Source organism: Pseudomonas bubulae (assembly GCF_900618535.1).
Taxonomy (GTDB): Bacteria; Pseudomonadota; Gammaproteobacteria; order Pseudomonadales; family Pseudomonadaceae; genus Aquipseudomonas; species Aquipseudomonas bubulae.
The window spans coordinates 368,770-392,503 of sequence record NZ_UYJA01000005.1; the positions used below are offsets into that span (position 1 = coordinate 368,770).

21 protein-coding genes are annotated in these 23,734 nt (G+C 58.5%); 8 read left to right on the top strand and 13 right to left on the bottom strand.

Going from position 1 to position 23,734, the window contains the following annotated elements:
• Positions 1-98: 98 nt before the first annotated feature.
• From hutU to hutC, 3 genes are all read right to left on the bottom strand, one after another.
• Positions 99-1,796: a urocanate hydratase gene (gene hutU, locus PPTH39_RS18935; protein ID WP_095017739.1), complete on the bottom strand. Its 1,698-nt coding sequence runs from the start codon at positions 1,794-1,796 to the stop codon at positions 99-101.
• A 354-nt stretch (positions 1,797-2,150) separates the two neighbouring features.
• Complete coding sequence (locus tag PPTH39_RS18940) at positions 2,151-2,729, bottom strand: HutD/Ves family protein (RefSeq protein WP_095017740.1); 579 nt, start codon at positions 2,727-2,729, stop codon at positions 2,151-2,153.
• Entirely contained in the window at positions 2,726-3,436 is a 711-nt protein-coding gene (hutC, locus tag PPTH39_RS18945; RefSeq protein ID WP_153326946.1) for a histidine utilization repressor, read from the bottom strand. The genes PPTH39_RS18940 and hutC overlap by 4 nt, the downstream gene beginning before the upstream one ends.
• A 145-nt stretch (positions 3,437-3,581) precedes the next feature.
• Between hutC and PPTH39_RS18950 the strand changes: the two genes are divergently transcribed.
• Positions 3,582-4,946, top strand: coding sequence for a formimidoylglutamate deiminase (locus tag PPTH39_RS18950; protein WP_130872301.1), 1,365 nt, complete (start codon positions 3,582-3,584; stop codon positions 4,944-4,946).
• Positions 4,947-5,065: 119 nt separating this feature from the next.
• On the opposite strand, the gene PPTH39_RS18955 is transcribed toward PPTH39_RS18950, so the two are convergent.
• The 3 genes from PPTH39_RS18955 to PPTH39_RS18965 all read right to left on the bottom strand — a co-directional run bounded on the left by PPTH39_RS18955 (position 5,066) and on the right by PPTH39_RS18965 (position 7,704).
• Positions 5,066-7,003, bottom strand: a complete 1,938-nt coding sequence (locus PPTH39_RS18955; protein WP_130872302.1) for a RecQ family ATP-dependent DNA helicase — start codon at positions 7,001-7,003, stop codon at positions 5,066-5,068.
• Positions 7,004-7,127: 124 nt separating this feature from the next.
• Positions 7,128-7,466 (bottom strand): type II toxin-antitoxin system RelE family toxin, encoded by a 339-nt coding sequence (locus tag PPTH39_RS18960; RefSeq protein ID WP_095038729.1) that lies wholly within the window; start codon positions 7,464-7,466, stop codon positions 7,128-7,130.
• Positions 7,435-7,704 carry a type II toxin-antitoxin system Phd/YefM family antitoxin gene (locus PPTH39_RS18965; protein WP_169916159.1) on the bottom strand — a complete coding sequence of 90 codons (270 nt, stop codon included), beginning with the start codon at positions 7,702-7,704 and terminating at the stop codon, positions 7,435-7,437. The genes PPTH39_RS18960 and PPTH39_RS18965 overlap by 32 nt, the downstream gene beginning before the upstream one ends.
• A 153-nt stretch (positions 7,705-7,857) precedes the next feature.
• Between PPTH39_RS18965 and PPTH39_RS18970 the strand changes: the two genes are divergently transcribed.
• On the top strand, positions 7,858-8,208 hold the full coding sequence (locus PPTH39_RS18970; RefSeq protein WP_095017744.1) for a DUF1493 family protein: 351 nt from the start codon (positions 7,858-7,860) through the stop codon (positions 8,206-8,208).
• A gap of 176 nt (positions 8,209-8,384) precedes the next feature.
• Here PPTH39_RS18970 and PPTH39_RS18980 read toward each other — a convergent pair whose 3' ends face one another.
• The 3 genes from PPTH39_RS18980 to PPTH39_RS18990 all read right to left on the bottom strand — a co-directional run bounded on the left by PPTH39_RS18980 (position 8,385) and on the right by PPTH39_RS18990 (position 11,561).
• Positions 8,385-9,926 carry a phosphoenolpyruvate carboxykinase gene (locus tag PPTH39_RS18980; RefSeq protein WP_095017745.1) on the bottom strand — a complete coding sequence of 514 codons (1,542 nt, stop codon included), beginning with the start codon at positions 9,924-9,926 and terminating at the stop codon, positions 8,385-8,387.
• 179 nt (positions 9,927-10,105) lie between these two features.
• Entirely contained in the window at positions 10,106-11,008 is a 903-nt protein-coding gene (hslO, locus tag PPTH39_RS18985) for an Hsp33 family molecular chaperone HslO (RefSeq protein WP_095000809.1), read from the bottom strand.
• A 145-nt stretch (positions 11,009-11,153) separates the two neighbouring features.
• Positions 11,154-11,561, bottom strand: a complete 408-nt coding sequence (locus PPTH39_RS18990; protein WP_095000808.1) for an RNA-binding S4 domain-containing protein — start codon at positions 11,559-11,561, stop codon at positions 11,154-11,156.
• Positions 11,562-11,796: 235 nt separating this feature from the next.
• On the opposite strand from PPTH39_RS18990, the gene rimB reads away from it, so the two are divergent.
• On the top strand, positions 11,797-12,279 hold the full coding sequence (gene rimB, locus PPTH39_RS18995; RefSeq protein WP_095000807.1) for a retropepsin-like aspartic endopeptidase RimB: 483 nt from the start codon (positions 11,797-11,799) through the stop codon (positions 12,277-12,279).
• The gene (rimK, locus tag PPTH39_RS19000; RefSeq protein ID WP_016783140.1) at positions 12,276-13,181 is read left to right on the top strand and encodes a 30S ribosomal protein S6--L-glutamate ligase; all 906 of its coding nucleotides are present in this window, start codon (positions 12,276-12,278) and stop codon (positions 13,179-13,181) included. Before rimB ends, rimK begins: the two co-directional genes overlap by 4 nt.
• Positions 13,182-13,250: 69 nt before the next feature.
• Here rimK and PPTH39_RS19005 read toward each other — a convergent pair whose 3' ends face one another.
• Positions 13,251-14,564: an ATP-binding protein gene (locus tag PPTH39_RS19005; protein ID WP_016783139.1), complete on the bottom strand. Its 1,314-nt coding sequence runs from the start codon at positions 14,562-14,564 to the stop codon at positions 13,251-13,253.
• A gap of 114 nt (positions 14,565-14,678) precedes the next feature.
• On the bottom strand, positions 14,679-15,419 hold the full coding sequence (gene ompR / locus PPTH39_RS19010; protein ID WP_095000806.1) for an osmolarity response regulator transcription factor OmpR: 741 nt from the start codon (positions 15,417-15,419) through the stop codon (positions 14,679-14,681).
• 359 nt (positions 15,420-15,778) lie between these two features.
• Between ompR and PPTH39_RS19015 the strand changes: the two genes are divergently transcribed.
• The 4 genes from PPTH39_RS19015 to PPTH39_RS19030 all read left to right on the top strand — a co-directional run bounded on the left by PPTH39_RS19015 (position 15,779) and on the right by PPTH39_RS19030 (position 20,888).
• Positions 15,779-18,100, top strand: coding sequence for a Tex family protein (locus tag PPTH39_RS19015; RefSeq protein ID WP_095026355.1), 2,322 nt, complete (start codon positions 15,779-15,781; stop codon positions 18,098-18,100).
• Positions 18,100-18,483 carry a PaaI family thioesterase gene (locus tag PPTH39_RS19020; protein WP_095031396.1) on the top strand — a complete coding sequence of 128 codons (384 nt, stop codon included), beginning with the start codon at positions 18,100-18,102 and terminating at the stop codon, positions 18,481-18,483. The genes PPTH39_RS19015 and PPTH39_RS19020 overlap by 1 nt, the downstream gene beginning before the upstream one ends.
• A 198-nt stretch (positions 18,484-18,681) precedes the next feature.
• Complete coding sequence (gene gshA, locus PPTH39_RS19025; protein ID WP_130872304.1) at positions 18,682-20,265, top strand: glutamate--cysteine ligase; 1,584 nt, start codon at positions 18,682-18,684, stop codon at positions 20,263-20,265.
• A gap of 359 nt (positions 20,266-20,624) precedes the next feature.
• Positions 20,625-20,888 carry a DUF3077 domain-containing protein gene (locus tag PPTH39_RS19030; protein ID WP_095000802.1) on the top strand — a complete coding sequence of 88 codons (264 nt, stop codon included), beginning with the start codon at positions 20,625-20,627 and terminating at the stop codon, positions 20,886-20,888.
• A 218-nt stretch (positions 20,889-21,106) separates the two neighbouring features.
• Here PPTH39_RS19030 and argA read toward each other — a convergent pair whose 3' ends face one another.
• Positions 21,107-22,405, bottom strand: coding sequence for an amino-acid N-acetyltransferase (argA, locus tag PPTH39_RS19035; RefSeq protein WP_130872305.1), 1,299 nt, complete (start codon positions 22,403-22,405; stop codon positions 21,107-21,109).
• A 133-nt stretch (positions 22,406-22,538) separates the two neighbouring features.
• The gene (gene argE, locus PPTH39_RS19040) at positions 22,539-23,681 is read right to left on the bottom strand and encodes an acetylornithine deacetylase (RefSeq protein WP_095000800.1); all 1,143 of its coding nucleotides are present in this window, start codon (positions 23,679-23,681) and stop codon (positions 22,539-22,541) included.
• Positions 23,682-23,734 lie beyond the last annotated feature (53 nt).

Here is a 23,734-nt window from a genome sequence, read left to right on the forward strand (position 1 = left end):
GTTACCGAAAATTATAGAAATCTTTAACAACCATGTGGGAGCGAGCCTGCTCGCGAAGGCCGTTCGCGAGCAGGCTCGCTCCCACGGGAGACCAGAGGTCAGCCGTTGATCATCGGCAGGTTCAGGCCCTGCTCGTTGGCGCAATCGATGGCGATGTCGTAACCGGCATCGGCGTGACGCATTACACCGGTGGCCGGGTCGTTGTGCAGGACACGGGCGATGCGCTCAGCCGCTTCATCGGTACCGTCACACACGATCACCATGCCCGAATGCTGGGAGAAGCCCATGCCGACGCCGCCGCCGTGGTGCAGCGACACCCAGGTCGCGCCGCTGGCAGTGTTGAGCAAGGCATTGAGCAGTGGCCAGTCGGACACAGCATCCGAACCGTCCTGCATGGCTTCGGTTTCGCGGTTCGGGCTGGACACCGAGCCGGAGTCCAGGTGGTCGCGGCCGATCACGATCGGGGCCTTCAGCTCGCCGCGGCGCACCATTTCGTTGAACGCCAGGCCCAGCTTGGCACGCTGGCCCAGGCCGACCCAGCAGATACGTGCCGGCAGCCCCTGGAAGCTGATGCGCTCGCGCGCCATGTCCAGCCAGTTGTGCAGGTGGGCGTCGTCGGCGATCAGCTCCTTGACCTTGGCATCGGTCTTGTAGATATCTTCGGCATCCCCCGACAGTGCGACCCAGCGGAACGGCCCTACACCACGGCAGAACAGTGGGCGGATATAAGCAGGGACAAAACCCGGGAAGTCGAAGGCGTTTTCTACGCCAACTTCTTTAGCCATCTGACGGATGTTGTTGCCGTAGTCGAAGGTCGGCACGCCAGCTTTCTGGAATGCCAGCATCGCTTCAACGTGCTCACCCATTGACGCTTTGGCAGCTTTGACCACAGCAGCCGGATCGGTCACGGCGCGGTCGCGGTACTGCTCCCAGGTCCAGCCTTTTGGCAGGTAGCCATTCAGCGGGTCGTGGGCGCTGGTCTGGTCGGTGACCATGTCCGGGCGCACACCACGGCGAACCATTTCTGGCAGCAGTTCAGCAGCGTTGCCGCACAGGGCAATGGAAATCGCTTTGCCTTCAGCGGTGTATTTGGCAATACGCGCCAGTGCGTCATCCAGGTCCGCGGCTTGCTCGTCGACATAACGGGTGGCCAGACGGAAATCGATACGGCTTTGCTGGCATTCGATGTTCAGCGAGCAGGCACCGGCCAGAGTTGCTGCCAGTGGTTGGGCGCCGCCCATGCCGCCCAGGCCTGCGGTCAGTACCCACTTGCCGACCAGGCTGCCGTTGTAGTGCTGGCGACCGGCCTCGACGAAGGTTTCGTAGGTGCCCTGGACGATGCCCTGGCTGCCGATGTAGATCCAGCTGCCGGCGGTCATCTGGCCGTACATGGCCAGGCCCTTGGCGTCGAGTTCGTTGAAGTGCTCCCAGGTGGCCCAGTGCGGTACCAGGTTGGAGTTGGCGATCAGTACCCGTGGCGCGTTGCTGTGGGTTTTGAACACGCCGACCGGCTTGCCCGATTGCACCAGCAGGGTTTCGTCATCGTTTAGGTTGGTCAGGCTTTCGACGATTTTGTCGTAGCACTCCCAGTTGCGCGCTGCCCGGCCAATACCGCCATACACCACCAGTTCAGTCGGATTCTCGGCCACTTGCGGGTCGAGGTTGTTCATCAGCATCCGCAGGGGTGCTTCGGTCATCCAGCTTTTGGCAGTGAGCTGGGTGCCGCGGGCGGCGCGGATCTCACCATCACGGTGACGGGTGAACTCGGCAGGCGATTTTGGGGTAGTTGAAGTCACGGGTAACTCCTCAGCGTTGGGCAGATGCGTCGGGTGTGAGAAGAGGATCGACGCACACTTATGTACTTGTACATACAAGCATATGCAAGTTAGCGGCCAATCTGAAAATTTTCCTGATGAAAAAGCTGCAAGCCACGGAAATAAAGGTGCGCAACCGCAAGAGAAGTTTTTTGGTGGAGAGGGAGAAATTAGCGAGGGGTGTTACTGAAGTAGATGTGTGCGCTGATTTGGGGCGTTTGGTAACGCATGTGTTCTGTGGGAGCGGGCTTGCTCGCGATCGCATCACTGCGACCCGCCAATAAACCGAGTCACCTGCATCGCGAGCAAGCCCGCTCCCACCTGATCAGGACTGTGTCAGACCGCGCTCAACTCAATCACGCAACACAGCCCGGTTAGCGTGATTTCCAGCAACTCGCGATTGCCGCTTAGTTGCAGGCAGTCGTAGCGGCCCAGGTGTTCATGGCAGGTGTTACCCAGGCCAACATGCACCTGCTCGCCCGCACTGAACACCAATACGGTCTGCGCCGAACTGAACAGGCGTTGCGGGACGGTTGCATCCAGCCATTGCAGACGTGCTGCGTAGCGCTGCGGGGCGTAGATCAGGTTGAAGTCACGGATCGGCCCATCAATCAGGGTGCAGGAGACGGTGCTTTCACCCTTGAACGCATATGCATCAAAGGGTAACAGTGCCCGCGTGCTCGCCCCGTCAACTTGCAAGTTCATGCCCGCGCCTTGCAGCACGCTGATAATCCGCTGATAACCCTCAAAACGCGAAAAGCCACCTGATTCGCCAATATCGGCAATCGACAGGCGCCAGCCAAAACCGACAAGGCCTTCACCTGCGTCACGGGTGATTTCTTCAGTGCTGCCGCCGCCGTTTTTCCACGGCATGCGTGGATAATCGACGGCACGTAAAACAACGGGCTGGCTCATTTATTGAAGCGTCCTTCAAGACGATGACGGGAACCGGGGTGGATCAGCCGGGCGGCGGTCACAGGCTGACGGCCCGACCAGGTGCGGCGGCGAATCAGCAGGCACGGCTCGCCTGGCTCGATTTGCAGCAACTTGCACTCTTTGGGGTCAGCCAGAATCGCTTCGACCACATGCTCGCCTTCGGTCAGCGGAGCGACCTGAGACAAATAGGCATACGGTGTTTGCAGGGTGAAATCCTGCTTGAGGTAGTCCGGCGCCACCTGTGCATTCACGAAACGGTCTTCAATTTGCACGGCAATCCCGTTTTCGTAATGCACGATCAGGGAATGAAAGACCTTTTGCCCTTCACGCATATCGAGCACGGCGGCGCGTTCCGAGCCGGCCATTTCTTCACCCAGGCTGATGACCTTGCAGGTGTGAGTGTGCCCGCGGGCAGCAATTTCATCAGCGATGTTGTTGACTTCAAACAGCGCGGACTGTGTCTTGGGCTCGGCCACAAAAGTACCGACACCCTGCATGCGCACCAGCAAGCCGTCGGCGGTCATTTCACGCAGCGCACGGTTGATGGTCATGCGGCTGAAACCCAACTGGGTCACCAGTTCGCTTTCAGATGGCACACGGTAATGCGGCGGCCAGTTTCCACTCTGGATCTGTTGAGTGATCATTTGCTTTACGCGGGCGTAAAGCGGGGCCGGGCTGTCGCCCATGTGGGCGGCCAGCGGGGACACGACAGGCGGAGTCGACACAGGCAATCCTTGTTCATGAGTAAAGGGCGTAGCTTGCCGGAGTTTACCGGGCAGGCAAACATCTGTATATGTATATACAAATAACAAGCTTTGGGGTACCGAACCGATGTCTGTCTTCTTTGCCGAGCGCGCCCTGCTACCGACTGGCTGGTCTGCCAATGTCCGAATCGAGGTGGGTGCCGATGGTTGCCTGACACAAATTACAGCCAATGCCGACGCGCACGGGGCAGAACGTTTGAGCGGCCCGCTGTTGCCGGGCATGCCGAACCTGCACTCTCACGCGTTCCAGCGGGCCATGGCCGGTTTGGCCGAAGTGGCGGGCAACCCCAATGACAGCTTCTGGACGTGGCGCGACTTGATGTATCGGCTCGTCGGAAAAATCAGCCCTGAACAACTCGGCGTCATTGCCCGTCAGTTGTACATCGAGATGCTCAAGGCCGGTTACACCTCGGTGGCGGAATTCCATTATGTCCATCACGATCTGTCAGGGCAGCCCTATACCAACCCGGCTGAGCTGGCACTGCGAATTAGCGAAGCTGCACGCTCCACCGGCATTGGCCTGACGTTGCTGCCGGTACTTTATAGCCACTCGGGTTTTGGCGGTCAGACACCCAACGACGGTCAGCGGCGCTTTATCAACAGCACCGAGCAATACCTCAAATTGCAGCAACAGCTCAAGCCGCTACTGGCGCAACAGCCAGCGCAGACCCTGGGGCTGTGTTTTCACTCGTTACGCGCCGTTACTCCCGGGCAAATAAACGCAGTGCTGGGCGCCAGCGACACAACCTGCCCGGTGCATATCCATATTGCCGAGCAACAAAAGGAAGTCGACGACTGCCTGAGCTGGAGCGGCAAGCGTCCGATCCAGTGGCTATATGACAATGTCGAAGTCGATTCGCGCTGGTGCCTGGTGCATGCCACCCACGCCAACGCAGACGAAGTTCAACTGATGGCGCAGAGCAAGGCCGTCGCCGGATTGTGCCTGACCACTGAAGCCAATCTGGGTGACGGTATTTTCCCGGCGGTGGATTACCTCGCTCAAGGCGGGCGCATGGGCATCGGTTCGGACAGCCATGTGTCACTGAGCGTGGTCGAGGAACTGCGCTGGCTGGAGTACGGCCAACGTTTGCGCGACCAACGCCGCAACCGGATGTATCGCAGTGATCAGCCGATGGTCGGGCGTACGCTGTACGACGCCGCCCTGGCGGGTGGTGCACAAGCGATGGGGCAACCACTCGCTGGCTTGGCCGTTGGTCAACGCGCCGACTGGCTGGTGCTTGACGGCAACGACCCGTACCTGGCCACCGCACAGGACGACGCCATTTTAAACCGCTGGTTGTTTGCCGGCGGCGACCGCCAGATACGCAACGTGATGGTTAACGGCCAATGGGTAGTTCGCGACGGGCATCATGCCGATGAAGAGGCCAGCTGCCGCGACTTCACCCGTGTGCTACGCGAGTTGTTGGGGTAGGTGCATAACACCTTGTGGGAGCGGGCTTGCTCGCGATGGCTACGACGCGGTCTATCTGTCAAACCACGGCGATCCAATCGCGAGCAAGCCCGCTCCCACAACACCCACAGGTAGTTGGATTACAGACCGTTCAGATGCTTCGCAGCCCAATCGCGAACCTCGGCATAGGGATAATTTTCCAACGCTGCAAACCCCGGAATGGCCCGCGCTTTCATCTTGGTGAACATCGGCACACTGATCCCGCATAAAAACCGGGTCAGGCGTTCTGCCGGGGGATAACTTCCTGCGTCTTCCTGATGCCTGTGGATAAAAGCGCCACACAGTGCTTCAACGTTTTTATCCTCAAGCGGCGCCAGCGCGGGGGGCTCCGGTAAACGCGCCACCTGTCCTGCGCATACCGAGCAATGCCCGCACTGCCGTGGTGCCTGGTCATCGCCAAAATACCGGGCCAATCGGTAGCTCAGACAGGTATCACTGGCAAACAGCGCCAGCATTGCGTGAATCCGCTTGATCTCGCCGCTCTCGTGGGCACAGAAGTAAGCATGCAGCTCCTGGCTTAATGCCTCGGCATCAAAATCGCTCACCAGCAGGCTGTAGACCTCGGTCATCTGCTTGCTTTCAAGCTCGATCCAACCCTTCTCCTGAAAATAATCCAGCGCCTTGACCACCCGATTGCGATCGGCCTGATGCTGCCCGTACAGGGTATCGAAATTTACCGTGGCCCAGGTTCTGGCGCGGGTGGAGGTCTGAATGATGGCCGAGACAAATTGCTGACGTTCACCTTCGAATTTGGCCAGTAATACCTCGGGCTCGATCAGGAATTTGAAACGATACTCGGCAAAGTAGGCATAGCGCGGTGCTATCAAGCCGCGCAACTCCAGCTGCACCAGCAAGGTTTTAAGTGGTAGCTGACGAATATTGCTCTGATCGGACAACGGCAGCAGCATAAATTCCCACTGCCCTTCAGGTATTGCTCCACGCAACTCCTCAAGTACACAGCGAATACCCGCAAGCTCGGGCGTGTCGCCATACACAAAGTTTTCCAGCACGTTAAGGCTGTCGCGGTTGGCCAGCACCAGACAGTCGGAGGGCTGGCCATCACGCCCGGCGCGACCGATTTCCTGGCTATAGTTTTCAATCGATTTGGGCAGGTCGAAATGCACCACATTGCGGATATCGCTTTTATCGATACCCATCCCGAAGGCGATGGTGGCGACGATGCAGTTCAGCTGCCCGCCCATGAACTGGCGCTGAATGCCCTCGCGCTGCTCATGGGGCAAACCGGCGTGATAAGCATTGGCACTGATACCGTGCTGGCTGAGGTGCTCGGCAATCTGCTCGGCGGTCCGTTGCAATGTGACATAGACGATGCTCGGCTGGCCGATGCGCCCGTTCATCCACTGCACCAGGCGCTGGCGCTTTGCCGCGCCGCTGACCGGCTCAACCCACAGGTTGAGGTTGGCGCGATAGAAGCCGGTGGTGATCACATCCGTCTCGGCAATCGCGAACTTGGCCTGCATGTCCGCGATCACATTGGGCGTGGCGGTCGCTGTAAGCAGCAAGGCTTGGGGGATATTGAACTGGCGCTGGTAGTCTGGAAGTTTCAGATAATCAGGGCGAAAGTTATGCCCCCATTCAGAAATACAGTGGGCTTCATCCACCACCAGCAGTGAAATCGGTACTTGCTGCAAAAAGTTACGGAAGCGCTCGTTTTTCAGGCGCTCGACCGAAATCATCAGGATCTTCAATTCGCCCGCTTTGGCCCGGGCCATCACGGCACTGGCGTCCTCACGACTTTGCGCGGAATCAATACTGGCGGCGGCAATGCCGTGGCGCTGCAAAAAAGCCAGTTGGTCCTGCATAAGAGCCAACAGCGGCGAAACCACCAGCGTCAGGTGGGGCAACAGCAGCGCCGGCAGTTGATAACACAACGACTTGCCCGAGCCCGTGGGGAAAATCGCTGCCGCCGAACGCCCGGCCAAAACAGCACTGACCACCGCCTCTTGCCCGGCACGAAATTGTGGATAACCGAAAACCTGTTCCAGGGTGTTGTACATCACTGTCACTCCATTGACCGCCACACGCGCAAAACTTTAACGCCAAGTTTGCAGACGATCGAGAAAAGGTCGGGGCAAATTGAGAGAGGATGATACAGGTGTGTTTTGAAATTACCCGATATCACTAGTGCAGACGCTTCTTCGCGGCGATATAGACAGCATTGTCATCACGACGACCGACACCAAGCACCAGAACTATCAGACGGTTATCAATCACTTCATACACCAGCCTCACCCCGCTGGCACGCAGCTTGATTTTGTAACAGTTCGGCATATTCCTGAGCCCGGCGGCTGGAACCTTTGGGGACAACAAACGGCACTTGAGCTTCTTTAGTAGCTGGATCTGGAGCACCTTATCCAGCTTTTCCAGCTCCTTTTTTGCTTCAATTTCGAACTCAAGGGTATAAGTCTTGATTGCATCTGCCTGCGACTCAGTTTTTCTCGGCAGTTGCGATGAGCTCATCAATTTCGACCTTGATTGTAGGATTGCCACGCCGCTCTTTGACCAACCTGGCCAATTCAGCGTCGTCGATCATCTCCAGCAACAGCTCGTAGCGCTCAGGGGAAAGAATATAAAACGCAGGTTCGTTACGATTGAGAATGACCATTGGGTCACCACCGCTTTCACGATAAGTACCCATAGGGTCTTTTTTCAGATCTGTTACTGACGCAGCGACTTTAGCGAGCATGGCGAATGTCATGATATGGCCTCATGCCTATGTATACGGAAAGACTCATCTGCTAAATCTGTAAGCTGCTGAGCCAACACAATCAAGCACTAAAAATAGCACTTTTAACAGCGCCATAAAAGACACTCCAACAAACGCTCACACTGAAAATCGGGACAATGAATAATGAACCTCGCCCCAGACCTCCCGGATACCCCAACCCTGCGTGAGCTGCTGCAGCTGCTGCACGAAGAAATCGGCTTGCCGGAACACAAGACCATCAGCCTCAAGACCGCGATCAATGCTGATTTGGGCTGCAATGGCGCGGATGCCCAGCATTTGATAGAAGCCCTGGAAGAACGTTTTGGCCTGGAACTGGCGGACTACGATGCCTATCGCTATTTCCAGCCCGCCGGTAATGACCCGCACCTCAAGCGCAAGGCCAAGGGTCGGGAAAGCAAAGTACCGCTGACCATCGGTATGCTCTACGCGGCGATCTGCAGCGGACAGTGGGATACCCAAGGCCTGGAGGCCTAGGCATGTGGGAGCAGGCTTGCTCGCGATGCAGACGCTGCGGTTTTGTCTGATTCACCGCCGCGATGCCATCGCGAGCAAGCCCGCTCCCACAGGATGTATACCCACAGAAAAATTCAGGCACAAAAAAGCCGCCTTTTCAGGCGGCTTTTTTGTGGATCAACACACTGACCGAATACTTACGCCTTCGGGCCGGCTGCCTTGATCGCGTCGCTGACGTCGAACTTCTTGAAGTTCTCTACGAACAGGCCGGCCAATGCTTTGGCAGCTTCGTCGTAGGCAGTTTTGTCAGCCCAGGTGTTGCGCGGGTTGAGCAGTACAGTCTCAACGCCCGGTACGGCTTTAGGCACGTCCAGGTTGATGATGTCCAGGTGCTCGGTTTCAGCGCCGATCAGAGCACCGCTCTGGATCGCAGCAATCACCGCACGGGTGGTCGGGATGTTGAAGCGCTTGCCAACGCCGTAGCCACCGCCGGTCCAGCCGGTGTTAACCAGGTACACCTTGGAGCCGAAGCCACGGATGCGCTTGATCAGCAGCTCTGCGTATTCACCGGCCGGACGCGGGAAGAACGGTGCGCCAAAGCAGGTGGAAAAAGTCGACTTGATGCCGCTGCCTGAACCCATTTCAGTCGAGCCCACCAGTGCGGTGTAGCCAGACAGGAAGTGGTAGGCCGCTTGCTCTTCGCTGAGGATCGACACAGGTGGCAGTACGCCTGTCAGGTCGCAGGTCAGGAAGATCACAGCGTTTGGTTCGCCGCCCAGGTTCTTCTCGGAACGCTTGGCAACGTGCTCCAGCGGGTAAGCGGCGCGGCTGTTCTGGGTCAGGCTGACATCGGCATAGTCAGGGTGACCGGCAGCGTCGAGCACAACGTTTTCCAGAACAGCGCCGTGCTTGATGGCTTTCCAGATAACCGGCTCGTTCTTCTCCGACAGGTCGATGCACTTGGCATAGCAACCGCCTTCGATGTTGAACACCACGCCTTCGCCCCAACCGTGTTCGTCGTCACCGATCAGGTAACGGCTTTCATCGGCGGACAGGGTGGTTTTACCGGTACCGGACAGACCGAAGAACAGGGTCACGTCGCCTTCTTCGCCAATGTTGGCAGCGCAGTGCATCGGCAGTACGTCAGCAGCAGGCAGCAGGAAGTTCTGTACCGAGAACATGGCTTTTTTCATTTCACCGGCGTAACGCATGCCGGCGATCAGCACTTTTTTCTGGGCGAAGTTGATGATCACGCAACCGTCAGAGTTGGTGCCATCACGCTCAGGCACGCACTCGAAGTTGGCCACGTTAAGCACTTGCCACTCATCACGACCGGCAGGGTTGTACTTGGCCGGGTTGATGAACAGGCAACGACCGAACAGGTTCTGCCAGGCAGTCTGGGTGGTCATTTTCACGGCCAGGTAGTGGTCTTCGGAAGCACCTACATGCACGTGGGAAACGAAATGCTCTTGCGCGTTGTTGAACGCCTCGACGCGGTCCCACAGGGCATCGAACTTGTCGGCCGGGAACTTGCGGTTGATCGGGCCCCAGGCAATGGCAGCCTGAGTGGACGGTTCTTCAACAATGAAGCGGTCAGCCGGCGAACGGCCTGTACGGTGGCCAGTTTCGACAACCAGTGCGCCATTGTCGGCAAGCACGCCTTCACCACGGTTCAGGGCTTCTTTGACCAGATCGTCGATGCTCAGATCGGTGTACACGGCGTTATTAGCTTGCGTCATGAGGTTCCCCGTCGGCCATTGGCCGAGTGCGCCAAACGTTTTGTAGTAGAAAAGTTTGCACTACTACCGCGAAAAAAGTGGGCCGGATTATGCCAGAAAACCCCAAAAAGAGTAGGCCCCACCTGTCAGAACCGCGCAAGAACGGGCTTTGACAGGTGTTTTACCTGAGCTGAAACGTTTTAGTGATGAGTGCCTGAAGGGGATTCAACACCTGCGCCAGCGAACAATTGATCGACATCTGCTGCATCAAACAGGTAACGCTCGTTGCAGAACTGGCAATCGATTTCGATATGACCGCCATGCTCGGTCACCAGATTGAGCGCATCGGCATGACCCAGGCTGGTCAGGGCATTGCCCGAACGCTCACGGGAGCAACTGCACTTGAATTCAATGGCCTGATTATCAAACAGGCGCACGGTTTCTTCGTGATACAAACGGTGCAGGATGGTCTCGTTATCCAGCCCCAGCAGCTCTTCTGATTTGAGCGTATCGCCCAGCATCAGCAGGCGGTCCCAGCTGTCGACGCGCTCGTCTTCATCCTTGACCACATCGGCAGGCAACTGCTGCAGGAACATGCCCCGCGCACGCTGGCCATCAGCAACCAGCCAGAAGCGGGTCGGCACTTGCTCGGACATCACGAAGTAATTGGTGAAGCAGTCAGCCAGGGTTTCGCCGTTCAGGTCCACGATGCCCTGGTAGCGCTTGCCGACCACCGGATCGATGGTAATGGCCAGTACGCCGTTGGGCAGCAGGTCAGCCAGCGTGGCATCGGCAGCAATTTGGTCGGCGTCAAAACGGGCCAGGCCGCGTATTTCCCGGTCGCTGGTGCATTCGATCATCAGCAGCGGCACCGGGCCTTCGGAACGGGCCTGCAGGCTCAGCAAGCCATCGATTTTCTGGTTGCCCACCAGCAACGCAGCCGCAGCCATCAGCTCGCCCAGCAATTGCTGGACCGGCTGTGGATAAGCGTGCTTGGCCAACACGTCAGCGTAGCTGTGCTCCAACGAGGCCAGTTCGCCGCGGGCGTCGCTGGTATCGAACATAAAGCGTTGTGTGGCATCGGTTTTGTGTAAGTCGGACATAAGAATAGAGTTCTGAATTGGTGACAAAATGTGTAAGCGCCATTAAATATCGTGCAGGTCTGATGACCCTATATGGCGCCATACCTGAATGATTACAAGCTATGCAGCCACGGACTCGACGTACGGCTTGCGGGCCCTGGCCAGCTCACTCGCCCCCACTGGCGTCATGAAACTGATGCAGTTGGCGCCGCTGCTTCTTGGTCGGTTTGCCATCAGTCGTGATGCCCATGGCCCCGGATTTGCGCATGGCAGCCGCGTTTTCGCGCTTGGCGATGCTTTGTTCGGTTTCGGCGTACAGCAATTGGGCTTCAGGGGCGCCACGGCGGACCACAGACAGCGCTTTGACTTCGACAGTGCGCTCTTCAAGGCCAACACGAATTTGCAGTTCATCGCCCAGGCGAGGTTCTTTGCTCGGCTTGCAGCGCTCACCCCGGCAATGCACCTTGCCGCTTTCAATCGCGGCCTTGGCCAGTGCCCGGGTCTTGTAAAAACGCGCCGCCCAGAGCCACTTATCCAGGCGAACCTTGTCGTCCTCTTCCTGCTTTTGCGCCACTGGAATTCCTCTTCACTTGAATAGTCAGAACTGTACTACTACTTGCAATGAACAACTGAAGCATTCGTCCCGATAGAATGCCTGCCTGCCGAGTAGCGGACACGCAGATAACTGTCGCCATTTGCTGAATATTCTGCGTGAATGCTCTTTGTACATTGCCAAATCGGCATCGCCGATTGCTTTACCTGCAGGGTTCCTCCTGCGGCCTGAATACGTTAATCGCTGGTTACTTATATTGAAGACTTTTGATCACTTGACCGTTGTCGGTCTGCGCGAGTGGGTGGCGCTTCCCGATTTGGGAGTCGCCGGCCTGCGCGCGAAAATCGACACCGGTGCCAGTACTTCCAGCCTGCACGCTACCGAAATCGAGCCTTTTGTGCGCGACGGTGTCGAGTGGGTACGTTTCAATGCCCACCTGGGCACCCTGGTACAACTGCGTCACCGTCACTGTGAAGCGCCTTTGGTGGCAATTAAAACCATTAAAAGCTCCAATGGCCACACCCAGGTTCGCTATGTGATCCGCACCGGCCTGGCGCTGGGTGATAGGGTCTGGCCGGTCGAGTTCACCCTCGCCTGCCGCAAATCGATGCGTTATCGCTTGTTGCTGGGCTCAAAAGCGTTGATCGACGGCCAATTGGTCGTCAACCCTGCACTAAAATATGTACAAGACAAGCCGGAATTCCCGGTCACTACTACCTCTGCCACAGGTGTTGCATGAAGATCGCTGTGCTGTCGCGTAACCCGCGTCTGTATTCCACTCGTCGTCTGGTTGAAGCCGGTACCGAACGAGGCCATGAGATGGTAGTGATCGATACCCTGCGCGCCTATATGAACATAGCCAGTCATAAGCCGCAGATTCACTATCGCGGCAAGCCGCTGGAAGGCTTTGATGCGGTGATCCCGCGCATTGGCGCGTCAGTCACGTTCTATGGCTGCGCAGTGCTGCGCCAGTTTGAAATGATGGGCGTGTTTCCGCTCAACGAATCGGTGGCAATTGCTCGCTCGCGGGACAAATTACGTTCGTTGCAGCTGTTGTCCCGGCGTGGCCTGGGTTTGCCGGTAACCGGTTTTGCCCACTCGCCGGATGACATTCCCGACCTCATCGAAATGGTCAACGGCGCCCCGCTGGTCATCAAGGTGCTGGAAGGCACCCAGGGCATCGGCGTGGTGCTGTGTGAAACCGCTACCGCCGCCGAGTCGGTGATTGAGGCCTTTATGGGCCTCAAGCAAAACATCATGGTGCAGGAATACATCAAGGAGGCCGGGGGTGCCGATATTCGCTGCTTCGTGGTCGGTGACAAGGTGATCGCGGCCATGAAACGCCAGGCCAAACCTGGAGAGTTCCGCTCCAACCTTCACCGGGGCGGCAGCGCCAGCCTGATCAAGATCACCCCCGAAGAGCGCATGACCGCCATTCGTGCGGCCAAGGTCATGGGGCTGAGTGTGGCGGGTGTCGATATCCTGCGCTCCAACCACGGCCCGCTGGTGCTGGAGGTCAACTCATCGCCAGGCCTGGAAGGCATTGAAACCACCACCGGCAAGGATGTGGCCGGGATTATCATCCAGCACCTGGAAAAAAACAGCAGCCCGCATATGACCCGGACCAAGGGCAAAGGCTGACAGCGCATCAACCCTTGGGTGAGCAGACTTGTTGTGGGAGCGGGCAAGCCCGCTCCCACAGGGTCAAAGCTATACCGCCCCTCTTGGCAACATAAGCCCCAGCGGCAAACGTACACGGGCTTCAAGCCCTCCGCCGCTGCGGTTACGCAGCTCGACATTGCCACCATGCATGGAGGCAATCCGCTTGACGATCGCCAGCCCCAGCCCCGTACCTTTACCGCCACGGGCACGGTCACCGCGGATAAACGGGTTGAAGATATCTTCCAGCTCCGCAGGATCAATCCCTGCCCCCCGGTCCATCACACTCAGCACCACATACGGCGCGCTGACATCACCCGATACGTAAGCCGCAACCTCCACGTCTTCGCCAGCATGGTGCAAGGCATTGCCGATCAGGTTGTTGAGCAAACGCTTCATCGATACCCGACGTAGCGCAAACGGCTGAATCGGCTGCAGACGCAGGCGCACCTGCTCTCCGTTCTGGTTATAGGGTGCCACCACTTCACGGATCAATTCACACAGATCAACCTCTTCAACCGGCTCGTCACGGCCGTCACGGATAAAGGCCAGGAACTGGTCGAGAATCGCGTCCATGTCCTCAATATCACGCACCATGTCGTCGGTCAGGTCGTTGTGGTTGCCCATCAGCTCCAGAGACAGACGCAAGCGGGTCAGCGGGGTGCGCAGGTCATGGGACACGCCTGCAAGCATCAGTTCTCGCTCGCGGCCCGCCTGTTCGACGTCTTCAGCCATCTGATTGAAGGCGCTATACACCTCCGTCATTTCGCTGGGCGTGTCGCCGACAGGCAAGCGCACGCTGCGCCCCTGCCCCAACTGGCGAGCTGCATACACCAGACGCTTGAGGGGCTGATTAAGCTGGCTGACGAAAATCCACGCCGAAGCAGTGGACAACAAGCCGATGGCTAAAAACCAACCCAGTACATTCCAGATTTTTTGCCCACGCAGAGGATGCGGATATAAAGGCACTTTCAACCAGCCATCCCCCAGGCTCGGGGCACGCACCCACAGCGCAGGGGATGTGTGCATACGCAAGCGCACCTCTGTATCGGGGCCAAGCTCGGCCTGCATCTGACGCTGATAAATCTCGCTGTAAGGCCAGTGCTGTTCACCCTCGGGTACACCTCCGCCCACGACGCGAACCAAATCAACGGCATCGATGATCTTGTTGCGGTTTTCCTCATCGGCGGCCCAATAGGCACGCAGGGTCAGCGCCACGCCGTGGCTGTACTGGCGGTCAACCAGCACGTCCTCGTTCATAAGCAGATAAACCAGCGTCAGGGCCTTGGAAAACAGCACAACAATCAGGACAAGCCAGAGTGTGCGCGAGAAGAAACTTTGGGGGAACCAGACAGGGGTTTTCATAGACAGCCGCTTTTATACTTTGCAGGAGCGAGCCCCGAGGCCCGAAAAAAAGATAAATCGCGAGCCACACGGTACCAGACAGCACCAGTGCGACTCGCTCCTACAAATGATCTGTCATTTGGTTGCGTTGCCATCCGGCACGAACACATAACCCACGCCCCAGACGGTCTGGATATAGCGGGGCTTGGACGGATCCGGCTCGATCATGCGGCGCAAACGGGAAATCTGGACATCGATTGAACGCTCCAGCGCATCCCACTCACGACCACGGGCCAGGTTCATCAGCTTGTCGCGGGTCAATGGCTCGCGGGCATGCATGACCAGGGCTTTAAGTACCGCAAACTCACCCGTGGTGAGCATGTGAACTTCGTCGCCACGTTTGAGTTCGCGGGTTGCCAGGGACAACTCGTAATCACCGAATGTCACGCTTTCGTCTTCGCTACCCGGCGCACCCGGCACCGGCGGCGCCTGACGACGCAATACCGCACGCACACGGGCCATCAGCTCATCGGGGTTGAAAGGCTTGGCCAGATAATCGTCGGCACCCAGTTCCAGGCCCTTGATACGGCTAAGTTCATCACCTTTGGCTGTCAGCATGATGATCGGCACGCGATTGCCCGCTGCACGCAAACGGCGACAGGCTGACAGGCCGTCTTCGCCGGGCAGCATCAGATCCAGCACCACAAGGTGGTACATTTCGCGGGCCAGCCGACGATCCATGTCCGCTGCATTGGTCACGGAAGTGGCGCGATAACCCTTGCTGGAAAAGAAACGTACCAGCAAGTTGCTCAGCCCAGGATCATCATCAACGATAAGGATTTTTTCGCCTTCAGACGTTTGTGCAGTGCTGCTCATTAGGATGCTCCTGTGATCTCGGCGCGCATTATGGCTCAGCCGCTGCGATACGCATTGTGTGCATTGTTAGCAGATTTTTCTTCCTTAAACATTAGACCAGGTAATGAGACCACCGCGCGCAATCCCCTGAATCCGGGAACGCTGGTTATAATGCGCGGCCTTTTGTGTCGGGCAATCTCGAACTTTCAATGGTTGTGCCAGTATTTATTTTTTCAACATCTGGCGTAATCAGCTGACTTCACGGGTCAACAGGCTGCCCTTTTGGCCCAGGCAGCGGCCCCTTCCGGGCTGCTCAACCAGCCTCGCAAGCCTTCAAGCCCGGGCCTGCGAGCCTGCATCACATTTTGTCAGGTGGTTTTATGGACAGCATCAACAGCCGCATCGCCGAAGAACTCGGCGTGCGCCCGCAGCAGGTCGAAGCGGCCGTCGCTCTTCTGGATGAGGGCTCCACCGTACCCTTCATCTCTCGGTATCGTAAGGAAGTGACCGGCAGCCTGGATGACACCCAGTTGCGTCACCTCGAAGAGCGCCTGCGCTACCTGCGCGAACTCGACGAGCGGCGCGTCAGCATCCTCGCCAGCATCGAAGAACAAGGCAAGTTGACCCCCGAACTGGCCCGCGACATCAAACTCGCCGACACCAAGACCCGCCTTGAAGACTTGTACCTGCCGTACAAGCAAAAGCGCCGCACCAAGGGCCAGATCGCCCTGGAAGCTGGCCTCGGCGAGCTGGCAGACGGCCTGTTCAACGACCCGACACTCACGCCAGATGCCGAAGCTGCCCGTTTTGTCGACACTGAAAAAGGTGTGGCTGACGTCAAGGCAGCCCTTGATGGCGCCAAGTACATCCTCATGGAGCGCTTCGCCGAAGACGCCAGCCTGCTGGACAAGCTGCGCAGCTTCCTCAAACAGGAAGCCATCCTCAGCGCCCGCGTAATTGCCGGCAAGGAAGAGGAAGGCGCCAAGTTCCGCGATTACTTCGAGCACGATGAACCGCTCAAAAGCATGCCATCGCACCGCGCACTGGCGATTTTCCGCGGTCGCAACGAAGGCATTCTGAGCTCGTCGCTCAAAGTCGGTGAAGAATTGCCCGGCACGATGCACCCCGGCGAAATGATGATTGCCCAGCGCTTCGGTCTGGAAAATCAAAACCGCCCGGCTGATAAATGGTTGAGCGAAGTGGTGCGCTGGACCTGGAAGGTCAAGCTCTACACCCACCTCGAAACCGACCTGCTGGGTGAATTGCGCGACGCCGCTGAAACCGAAGCCATCAATGTATTCGCCCACAACCTGCACGACCTGCTGCTGGCCGCGCCGGCTGGCCCGCGCGCCACCCTGGGCCTGGACCCGGGCCTGCGCACCGGTTGCAAGATTGCCGTGGTCGATGCCACCGGCAAGCTGCTGGAGTACGCCACCGTGTACCCGCACGTGCCGCACAACAAGTGGGACCAGACCATTTCGGTCATGGCCGCCCTGTGTGCCAAGCATTCGGTCGATCTGATTGCCATTGGCAACGGCACTGCCAGCCGCGAAAGCGACAAGCTGGTCATCGATCTGATGAAAAAATACCCGGCCCTGAAAGTCACCAAAGTGATGGTGTCCGAGGCCGGTGCTTCGGTGTACTCGGCATCGGAACTGGCAGCCAAGGAATTCCCGGATCTGGACGTTTCGATCCGTGGCGCCGTATCGATCGCCCGCCGCCTGCAAGACCCGCTGGCCGAACTGGTGAAAATCGACCCTAAATCCATCGGTGTCGGCCAGTACCAGCACGACGTGTCCCAGCTCAAGCTGGCACGCGGCCTGGACGCTGTGGTTGAAGACTGCGTGAACGCCGTGGGCGTGGACGTGAACACGGCTTCGGTAGCACTGCTCGCGCGAATTTCGGGCCTCAATGCCACACTGGCGCAAAATATCGTGGCTCACCGCGACGAAAACGGTGCATTCAAAACCCGTGCAGCGCTGAAAAAAGTCAGCCGTCTGGGCGAAAAAACCTTCGAGCAGGCGGCAGGTTTCTTGCGCGTGATGAATGGCGACAATCCGCTGGACAGCTCGGCGGTTCACCCCGAAGCCTACCCGCTGGTCAAACGCATCGCTACGGACACCGAGCGGGACATCCGCTCGCTGATCGGCGACGCCGGGTTCCTCAAGCGTCTTGATCCGAAGAAATTCACCGACGAGACCTTCGGCCTGCCGACGGTGACCGATATTCTCCAGGAGCTGGAGAAACCAGGCCGCGACCCGCGCCCGGAGTTCAAGACCGCCGAGTTTCAGGAAGGTGTCGAAGACCTCAAAGACCTGCAACTGGGAATGATCCTGGAAGGCGTGGTGACCAACGTGACCAACTTCGGGGCTTTCGTCGATATCGGCGTGCACCAGGACGGTCTGGTGCATATCTCGGCCTTGTCCGAGAAATTCATCAAGGACCCGCGCGAAGCCGTGAAAGCCGGTGATGTGGTGAAGGTCAAGGTCATGGAAGTCGACATCCCGCGCAAACGCGTAGGCCTGTCGATGCGCATGAGCGACACCCCGGGCGAGAAAATCGACGGTGCTCGCGGCGCACGTCCGGGCTCGGCCCCGCGCCAGCAAAGCTCGGCACCGCGCAAGGAGAGCGTTGCCGCCGCACCGACCAATAACGCCATGGCCTCGTTGTTCGCCAACGCCAAACAGTTGAAGAAACGCTGATGGCCCTCCCGGACGGCCTGACCCAGAGCGCCTTCAGCCAGTTGCTCGGCTGCCGCGTGCAATCGCTGGAAGACGGTGTGGCGCATGTTGCGCTGAGCCTGGAGCCGCAATTGCGCAACCGCGCCGGCAAGCTGCACGGTGGTGTGTTGTTCAGCCTGGTGGACATCAGCATGGGCCTGGCCTGTTCCAGCACCCATGGCTTCGATCAGCAGAGCGCGACCATTGAGTGCAAAATCAACTACATTCGCGCGGTGGCTGAAGGCGAAGTGCTATGTATCGCCAAGGTCATCCACCCCGGGCGACGCACGCTGGTCGTCGAAGCGGATGTTATGCAGGGCGACAAGCTGGTCGCAAAAGCACAAGGCACGTTCGCTGTCCTGTAGCGGCCAACGGCTGATTTGAGTTAATTTCGGCACTGCCAATGCAGTGCCGAAATGCGCTTGGAGCGCCGCGGCGCCGAATCAGGGACGGAACTGAGCGATGCCAACAAAACCAGGCGACCACGCCAGTTTCAACTTCACCCTTGTAGACCGTCCTGACCACCCCCATATTGGGGCGACTGACGCGTGAAGGAATCCAACTTGAGCCAACTTCTCAACCGCCGCCTGGCTCTGCTCAGCGAGCGCGCCAACCTCTCTCTTCTGGAGCAGTGCCTGCACGGCATCGAGCGCGAATGCCTGCGCGTCACGGCCGATGCTCGCCTGGCGCAAACCCCGCACCCGGAAGAACTGGGCTCGGCCCTGACCAACGATCAAATCACCACCGACTATTCCGAGTCGCTGCTGGAGTTCATCACCCCGGCCCTGCCTGATCCGGCGCAGACGCTGGCCAGCCTCGACAAGATCCACCGCTTTGCCTACAGCAAGCTCGGTAACGAGTTCCTGTGGAGCCCTTCGATGCCGTGCCCGTTGCCGGCCGAAGAAGATATTCCGATTGCCTACTACGGCACGTCCAATATCGGACAGCTCAAGTACGTTTACCGCAAGGGCCTGGCCCTGCGCTACGGCAAGACCATGCAGTGCATTGCCGGCATCCACTACAACTTCTCCCTGCCAGAGGCCCTGTGGCCAGTGCTGATGCAGGCAGAGGGTTTTGTCGGAACCGAGCGCGATTATAAGTCCGACGCCTATATCGCCCTGATTCGTAACTTCCGTCGCTACAGCTGGCTGCTGATGTACCTGTTCGGTGCTTCGCCTGCGCTGGATGCGGGCTTTTTGCGCGGTCGTTCGCACCAGTTGGAGCAACTGGACGCCGACACGCTCTACCTGCCCTATGCCACCAGCCTGCGCATGAGCGACCTGGGCTATCAGAGCAACGCCCAGGCAGGCCTGACGCCGTGCTACAACAACCTCGACAGCTACACCGACAGCCTGCGCAAGGCAGTGGCCACACCTTATCCGCCGTATGTAGAAATCGGTACGCACAAGGATGGCGAGTGGGTGCAGTTGAACACCAACATCCTGCAGATCGAAAACGAGTACTACTCCAACATTCGCCCCAAGCGCGTGACCTACACCGGCGAGCGGCCGATCCAGGCCCTGGTGTCCCGTGGCGTGCAGTACGTGGAAGTGCGCCTGCTGGATATCAACCCGTTTCTGCCGGTGGGCATCGATTTGCCTGAAGCGCGTTTTCTGGACGCCTTCCTGCTGTATTGCGCGCTACAAGACAGCCCGCAGTTCGACAGCGCAGGCTGTGGCAGCTGCTCTTCCAACTTCCTCAGCGTAGTCAAGGAAGGTCGCCGTCCGGGCCTGCAATTGCAGCGTGATGGCGCAGCCGTTGATATGAAGGAATGGGCTACCGAGCTGCTGGAAAAAATCGCGCCGCTGGCCGCCTTGCTCGACCAGAGCCAGGGTGGCGATAACCACAGCAAGGCAGTCGACGAACAGCTGGCGAAGATCAAGGACGTGTCGCTGACGCCGTCTGCCAAAGTGCTGGCCAGCATGGCCGAGCACAAGGAGAGCTTCGCTCAGTTCTCGATGCGCCAGAGCCTGGCCCATGCCGAGTTCTTCCGCAGTGAACCGTTGAGTGCTGAAGATCAGGCTGCGTTTGAAGAGAAAGCGCGCAAGTCACTGCTCGAGCAGGCCGAGACCGAACAAACGGAAGAAGGCGACTTCGACCTGTTTGTGGCTTCGTACCAGGCGAGTATTTTGGCGATCAGTAACTAGGCAGATCAAAAGCCCCTCACCCTAGCCCTCTCCCGGAGGGAGAGGGGACAGACCGGTGGTGTTCGTGCGAGCGCGGGCGGTCAGTTCCTACGCCCACTGAGGCAAGGGACGGCTTACGGGTTTTACAGCAAAGCGTACTGTGCACCGTCACTGAAAAAACAGTGACCGGGCCTGGAAACCCGGGTAACAATATTCGCCTTAATGCCATCAATCCCTGTTTTTATGTGCTATGGCGGCTGTACGCGGGAGGTCTTCGGACCTGCCGGGTTCCTATTGTCCCGGTTTCCAGCCTGCGTACAGCTGCCACCTTCGCCTGGAAACGAAAGTGACAGCTCTTAATTACTTTAGGAGCGCGCTAAATGGCTGATCATCCCCCAATCAAAACTCTCGGCACTGTCACCTTCGGCCCCTGCGGCCAAGACAACCACGAGCTGTTCCGCGTCAACCCCGACATACCGCTGCGCCAGGCGCTGGAGCAGGTGTCGGCGTTGCTTTATTGCGCAAAAAAACTGGCGCTGGATGCCGCGCTGGACAAGAACTGCGAGCGCCATGCCTGGGCTTCACATTACTTGTGCGACATGGGCAAGGCGGTAATAGATGATGTGTGTTTGCGGGAGTTTTGACGGGGCTTGTTGAGCACCGCAGTTGCAGTTATCCGTAGCCGCTGACGAGTGGAACGAGGCTGCGTTCGGTTGCGCAGCGACCGTAAAACCAGAGTTCCAAGTTTAACTGGCACACCACGGTGTTTGACTTTACGACGGCTTCGCCGCCGAACGCAGCCTCGTTCCACTCGTCAGCTGCTACGAATCTTCTCCAGCCCAGAGCCTGAACAGCTGGCGCCTTACAGCGCTTTCTCAAAGATCTTCGAGTTACGCTGGTAGTTGTACAGCGACGCCCGCGCCGCCGGCAGGCGTTCTACACCGCTAGGCTCAAACCCGCGCTCACGGAACCAGTGAGCAGTGCGCGTGGTTAACACGAACAAGGTTTTCAGCCCCTGGGCACGGGCGCGGTTTTCAATACGTTCGAGCAACTCATCGCCACGACGGCCATGACGGTACTCCGGGTTCACCGCCAGACACGCCAGCTCCCCCGCATCCGAATCGGCAATCTGGTAGAGCGCCGCACAGGCGATGATCATGCCTTCGCGCTCCACCACACTGAACTGTTCGATCTCACGCTCCAGCACTTCACGCGAACGACGCACCAGGATGCCCTGCTCTTCCAGCGGGCTGATCAATTCAAGCAGGCCACCGACGTCTTCAATCGCCGCCTCCCGCGTAACTTCAAATTGTTCTTGCGCCACCAGCGTACCGCCACCGTTACGGGTGAACAGCTCGGTCAACAGCGCACCGTCTTCGGCATAACTGACGATATGGCTACGAGCCACGCCGCCACTGCAGGCCTCGGCGGCGGCTTCCAGCAATTCGGCCTGGTAGTCACTGCCCAGACGTTTCATATGCGCCGGCACCTGTTGCGGACGCAACTCACGCACCAACCGCCCTTCGGCATCGAGCAAACCCGATTCAGCACCAAACAGCAGCAGTTTGTCCGCCGCCAGGTCGATGGCGGCACGGGTGGCGACGTCTTCACAGGCCAAATTGAAAATCTCACCGGTGGGCGAGTAACCCAAGGGCGACAGCAGCACAATCGAGCGCTCATCGAGCAGGCGGTTGATGCCCTTGCGGTCCACCCGGCGCACTTCGCCGGTATGGTGAAAATCCACACCGTCGAGCACGCCGATCGGCCGCGCAGTGACCAGGTTGCCGCTGGCTACGCGCAGACGCGAACCCTGCATTGGCGAAGACGCCATGTCCATCGACAAGCGCGCTTCAATCGCAATGCGCAGTTGCCCGACAGCATCGATCACGCATTCGAGCGTTGATGCATCGGTGACACGCATGCCCTTGTGGTAATACGGCACCAGGCCTCGCGCCTCAAGGCGGCTGTCGATCTGCGGGCGCGAACCGTGGACCAGCACCAGACGCACACCCAGGCTGTGCAACAGCACCAGGTCGTGGACGATATTGCCAAAGTTGGGGTGTCCCACACCGTCGCCAGGGAGCATGACAACAAAGGTGCAATCGCGGTGGGCATTGATGTAGGGAGACGCGTGACGCAGCCAGTTAACGTAATCGTGCATAACCAGAGCCTGTAGAAAATAAATCGCCTAAAAAGGGCTAGAACAGCAAACGCACAACGGGCTGATGGCTATCGTCGAAACATTGTTGGCAACACGCGGCTCTCCTTGTGGATAAATCGTATGGGTATCTTCACTATTTCAGACAATAGTGTTCGATCAATTGAGTCAGTAGACGTACTGTCGGCTGCAAACGTGACATTTCCAGGTATTCCCCTGGTTGATGCGCACAGGCGATGTCACCCGGGCCCAATACCAGCGTTTCGCAACCAAGCTGCTGAAGATAAGGCGCTTCGGTGCCAAACGCTACTGCTTGCGCACGATGCCCGGTGAGGCGCTCAGCCACGCGCACCAACTCGGCATCGGCATCCTGCTCGAAGGGCGGCACTCCGGCGGCAATGGGCGCGAAATCGATCTTCACCTGGTGACGCTCGGCCAGGGGTTGCAGCTTGCTGCGGATAATGGCCCGCAGCGCATTCGGGTCCATGCCCGGCAGCGGGCGCAGGTCGAATTCCAGGGAACACTGCCCGCAAATCCGGTTGGGGTTGTCGCCGCCATGGATACAGCCAAAGTTAAGGGTCGGTTGCGGCACGCTGAACTGCGGATTGCGGTACTCATTGAGCCACTGCTGACGCAACCCCTTAAGTTCGCTGATCGCGTCGTGCATGGCCTCCAGCGCGCTGTGGCCCAGGCTTGGGTCGGATGAGTGACCGCTCTGCCCGAGGATCTCGATGCGCTCCATCATCACGCCCTTGTGCATGCGGATCGGCTTGAGCCCGGTCGGTTCACCAATCACCGCAGCACGGCCCAGCGGGCGACCAGCTTCGACCAGCGCCCTGGCCCCGGCCATCGAAGTTTCTTCGTCACAGGTGGCCAGAATCAGCAGTGGCTGCTTGAAGGGCTGATCGAGCAAAGGCCGCACTGCTTCGATCACCAGCGCAAAAAAGCCCTTCATATCGCAACTGCCAAGGCCAACCCAGCGGTTATCCACCTCTGTCAGCTTGAGCGGATCGGTCTGCCACAGCGCTTCATCGTAGGGCACGGTGTCGCTGTGCCCGGCCAGCACCAGCCCGCCGGGGCCACTGCCAAAACTGGCGAGCAAATTGAATTTGCCGGGGCTGACCTGCTGGATATCGCAGTTGAAACCCAAATCGCCAAGCCAGCTGGCCAGCAAATCGATCACCCCGCGGTTGGACTGATCCAGTGTCGGCTGGGTGCAACTGACCGACGGTACGGCGATCAAGGCAGCGAACTGCTCTTTCATGGAAGGTAAGGGCATGCGCTGACTTCCTGTAGGCGGGGCGAGGCCCATCATAGAGCTATCTGCGCCGC

What these genes read in the sequence shown, in the direction of transcription:
- PPTH39_RS18950 (WP_130872301.1), top strand. Translation starts at nt 3,582, where the DNA reads ATGTCTGTCTTCTTTGCCGAGCGCGCCCTGCTACCGACTGGCTGGTCT.
- PPTH39_RS18965 (WP_169916159.1), bottom strand. Translation starts at nt 7,704, where the DNA reads ATGACATTCGCCATGCTCGCTAAAGTCGCTGCGTCAGTAACAGATCTG.
- rimK (WP_016783140.1), top strand. Translation starts at nt 12,276, where the DNA reads ATGAAGATCGCTGTGCTGTCGCGTAACCCGCGTCTGTATTCCACTCGT.
- PPTH39_RS18940 (WP_095017740.1), bottom strand. Translation starts at nt 2,729, where the DNA reads ATGAGCCAGCCCGTTGTTTTACGTGCCGTCGATTATCCACGCATGCCG.
- argE (WP_095000800.1), bottom strand. Translation starts at nt 23,681, where the DNA reads ATGCCCTTACCTTCCATGAAAGAGCAGTTCGCTGCCTTGATCGCCGTA.
- PPTH39_RS18980 (WP_095017745.1), bottom strand. Translation starts at nt 9,926, where the DNA reads ATGACGCAAGCTAATAACGCCGTGTACACCGATCTGAGCATCGACGAT.
- PPTH39_RS19030 (WP_095000802.1), top strand. Translation starts at nt 20,625, where the DNA reads ATGGCTGATCATCCCCCAATCAAAACTCTCGGCACTGTCACCTTCGGC.
- PPTH39_RS18970 (WP_095017744.1), top strand. Translation starts at nt 7,858, where the DNA reads ATGAACCTCGCCCCAGACCTCCCGGATACCCCAACCCTGCGTGAGCTG.
- PPTH39_RS19005 (WP_016783139.1), bottom strand. Translation starts at nt 14,564, where the DNA reads ATGAAAACCCCTGTCTGGTTCCCCCAAAGTTTCTTCTCGCGCACACTC.
- PPTH39_RS18955 (WP_130872302.1), bottom strand. Translation starts at nt 7,003, where the DNA reads ATGTACAACACCCTGGAACAGGTTTTCGGTTATCCACAATTTCGTGCC.
- argA (WP_130872305.1), bottom strand. Translation starts at nt 22,405, where the DNA reads ATGCACGATTACGTTAACTGGCTGCGTCACGCGTCTCCCTACATCAAT.
- PPTH39_RS18960 (WP_095038729.1), bottom strand. Translation starts at nt 7,466, where the DNA reads ATGAGCTCATCGCAACTGCCGAGAAAAACTGAGTCGCAGGCAGATGCA.
- PPTH39_RS19020 (WP_095031396.1), top strand. Translation starts at nt 18,100, where the DNA reads ATGGCCCTCCCGGACGGCCTGACCCAGAGCGCCTTCAGCCAGTTGCTC.
- hutC (WP_153326946.1), bottom strand. Translation starts at nt 3,436, where the DNA reads ATGGGCGACAGCCCGGCCCCGCTTTACGCCCGCGTAAAGCAAATGATC.
- ompR (WP_095000806.1), bottom strand. Translation starts at nt 15,419, where the DNA reads ATGAGCAGCACTGCACAAACGTCTGAAGGCGAAAAAATCCTTATCGTT.
- PPTH39_RS19015 (WP_095026355.1), top strand. Translation starts at nt 15,779, where the DNA reads ATGGACAGCATCAACAGCCGCATCGCCGAAGAACTCGGCGTGCGCCCG.
- hslO (WP_095000809.1), bottom strand. Translation starts at nt 11,008, where the DNA reads ATGTCCGACTTACACAAAACCGATGCCACACAACGCTTTATGTTCGAT.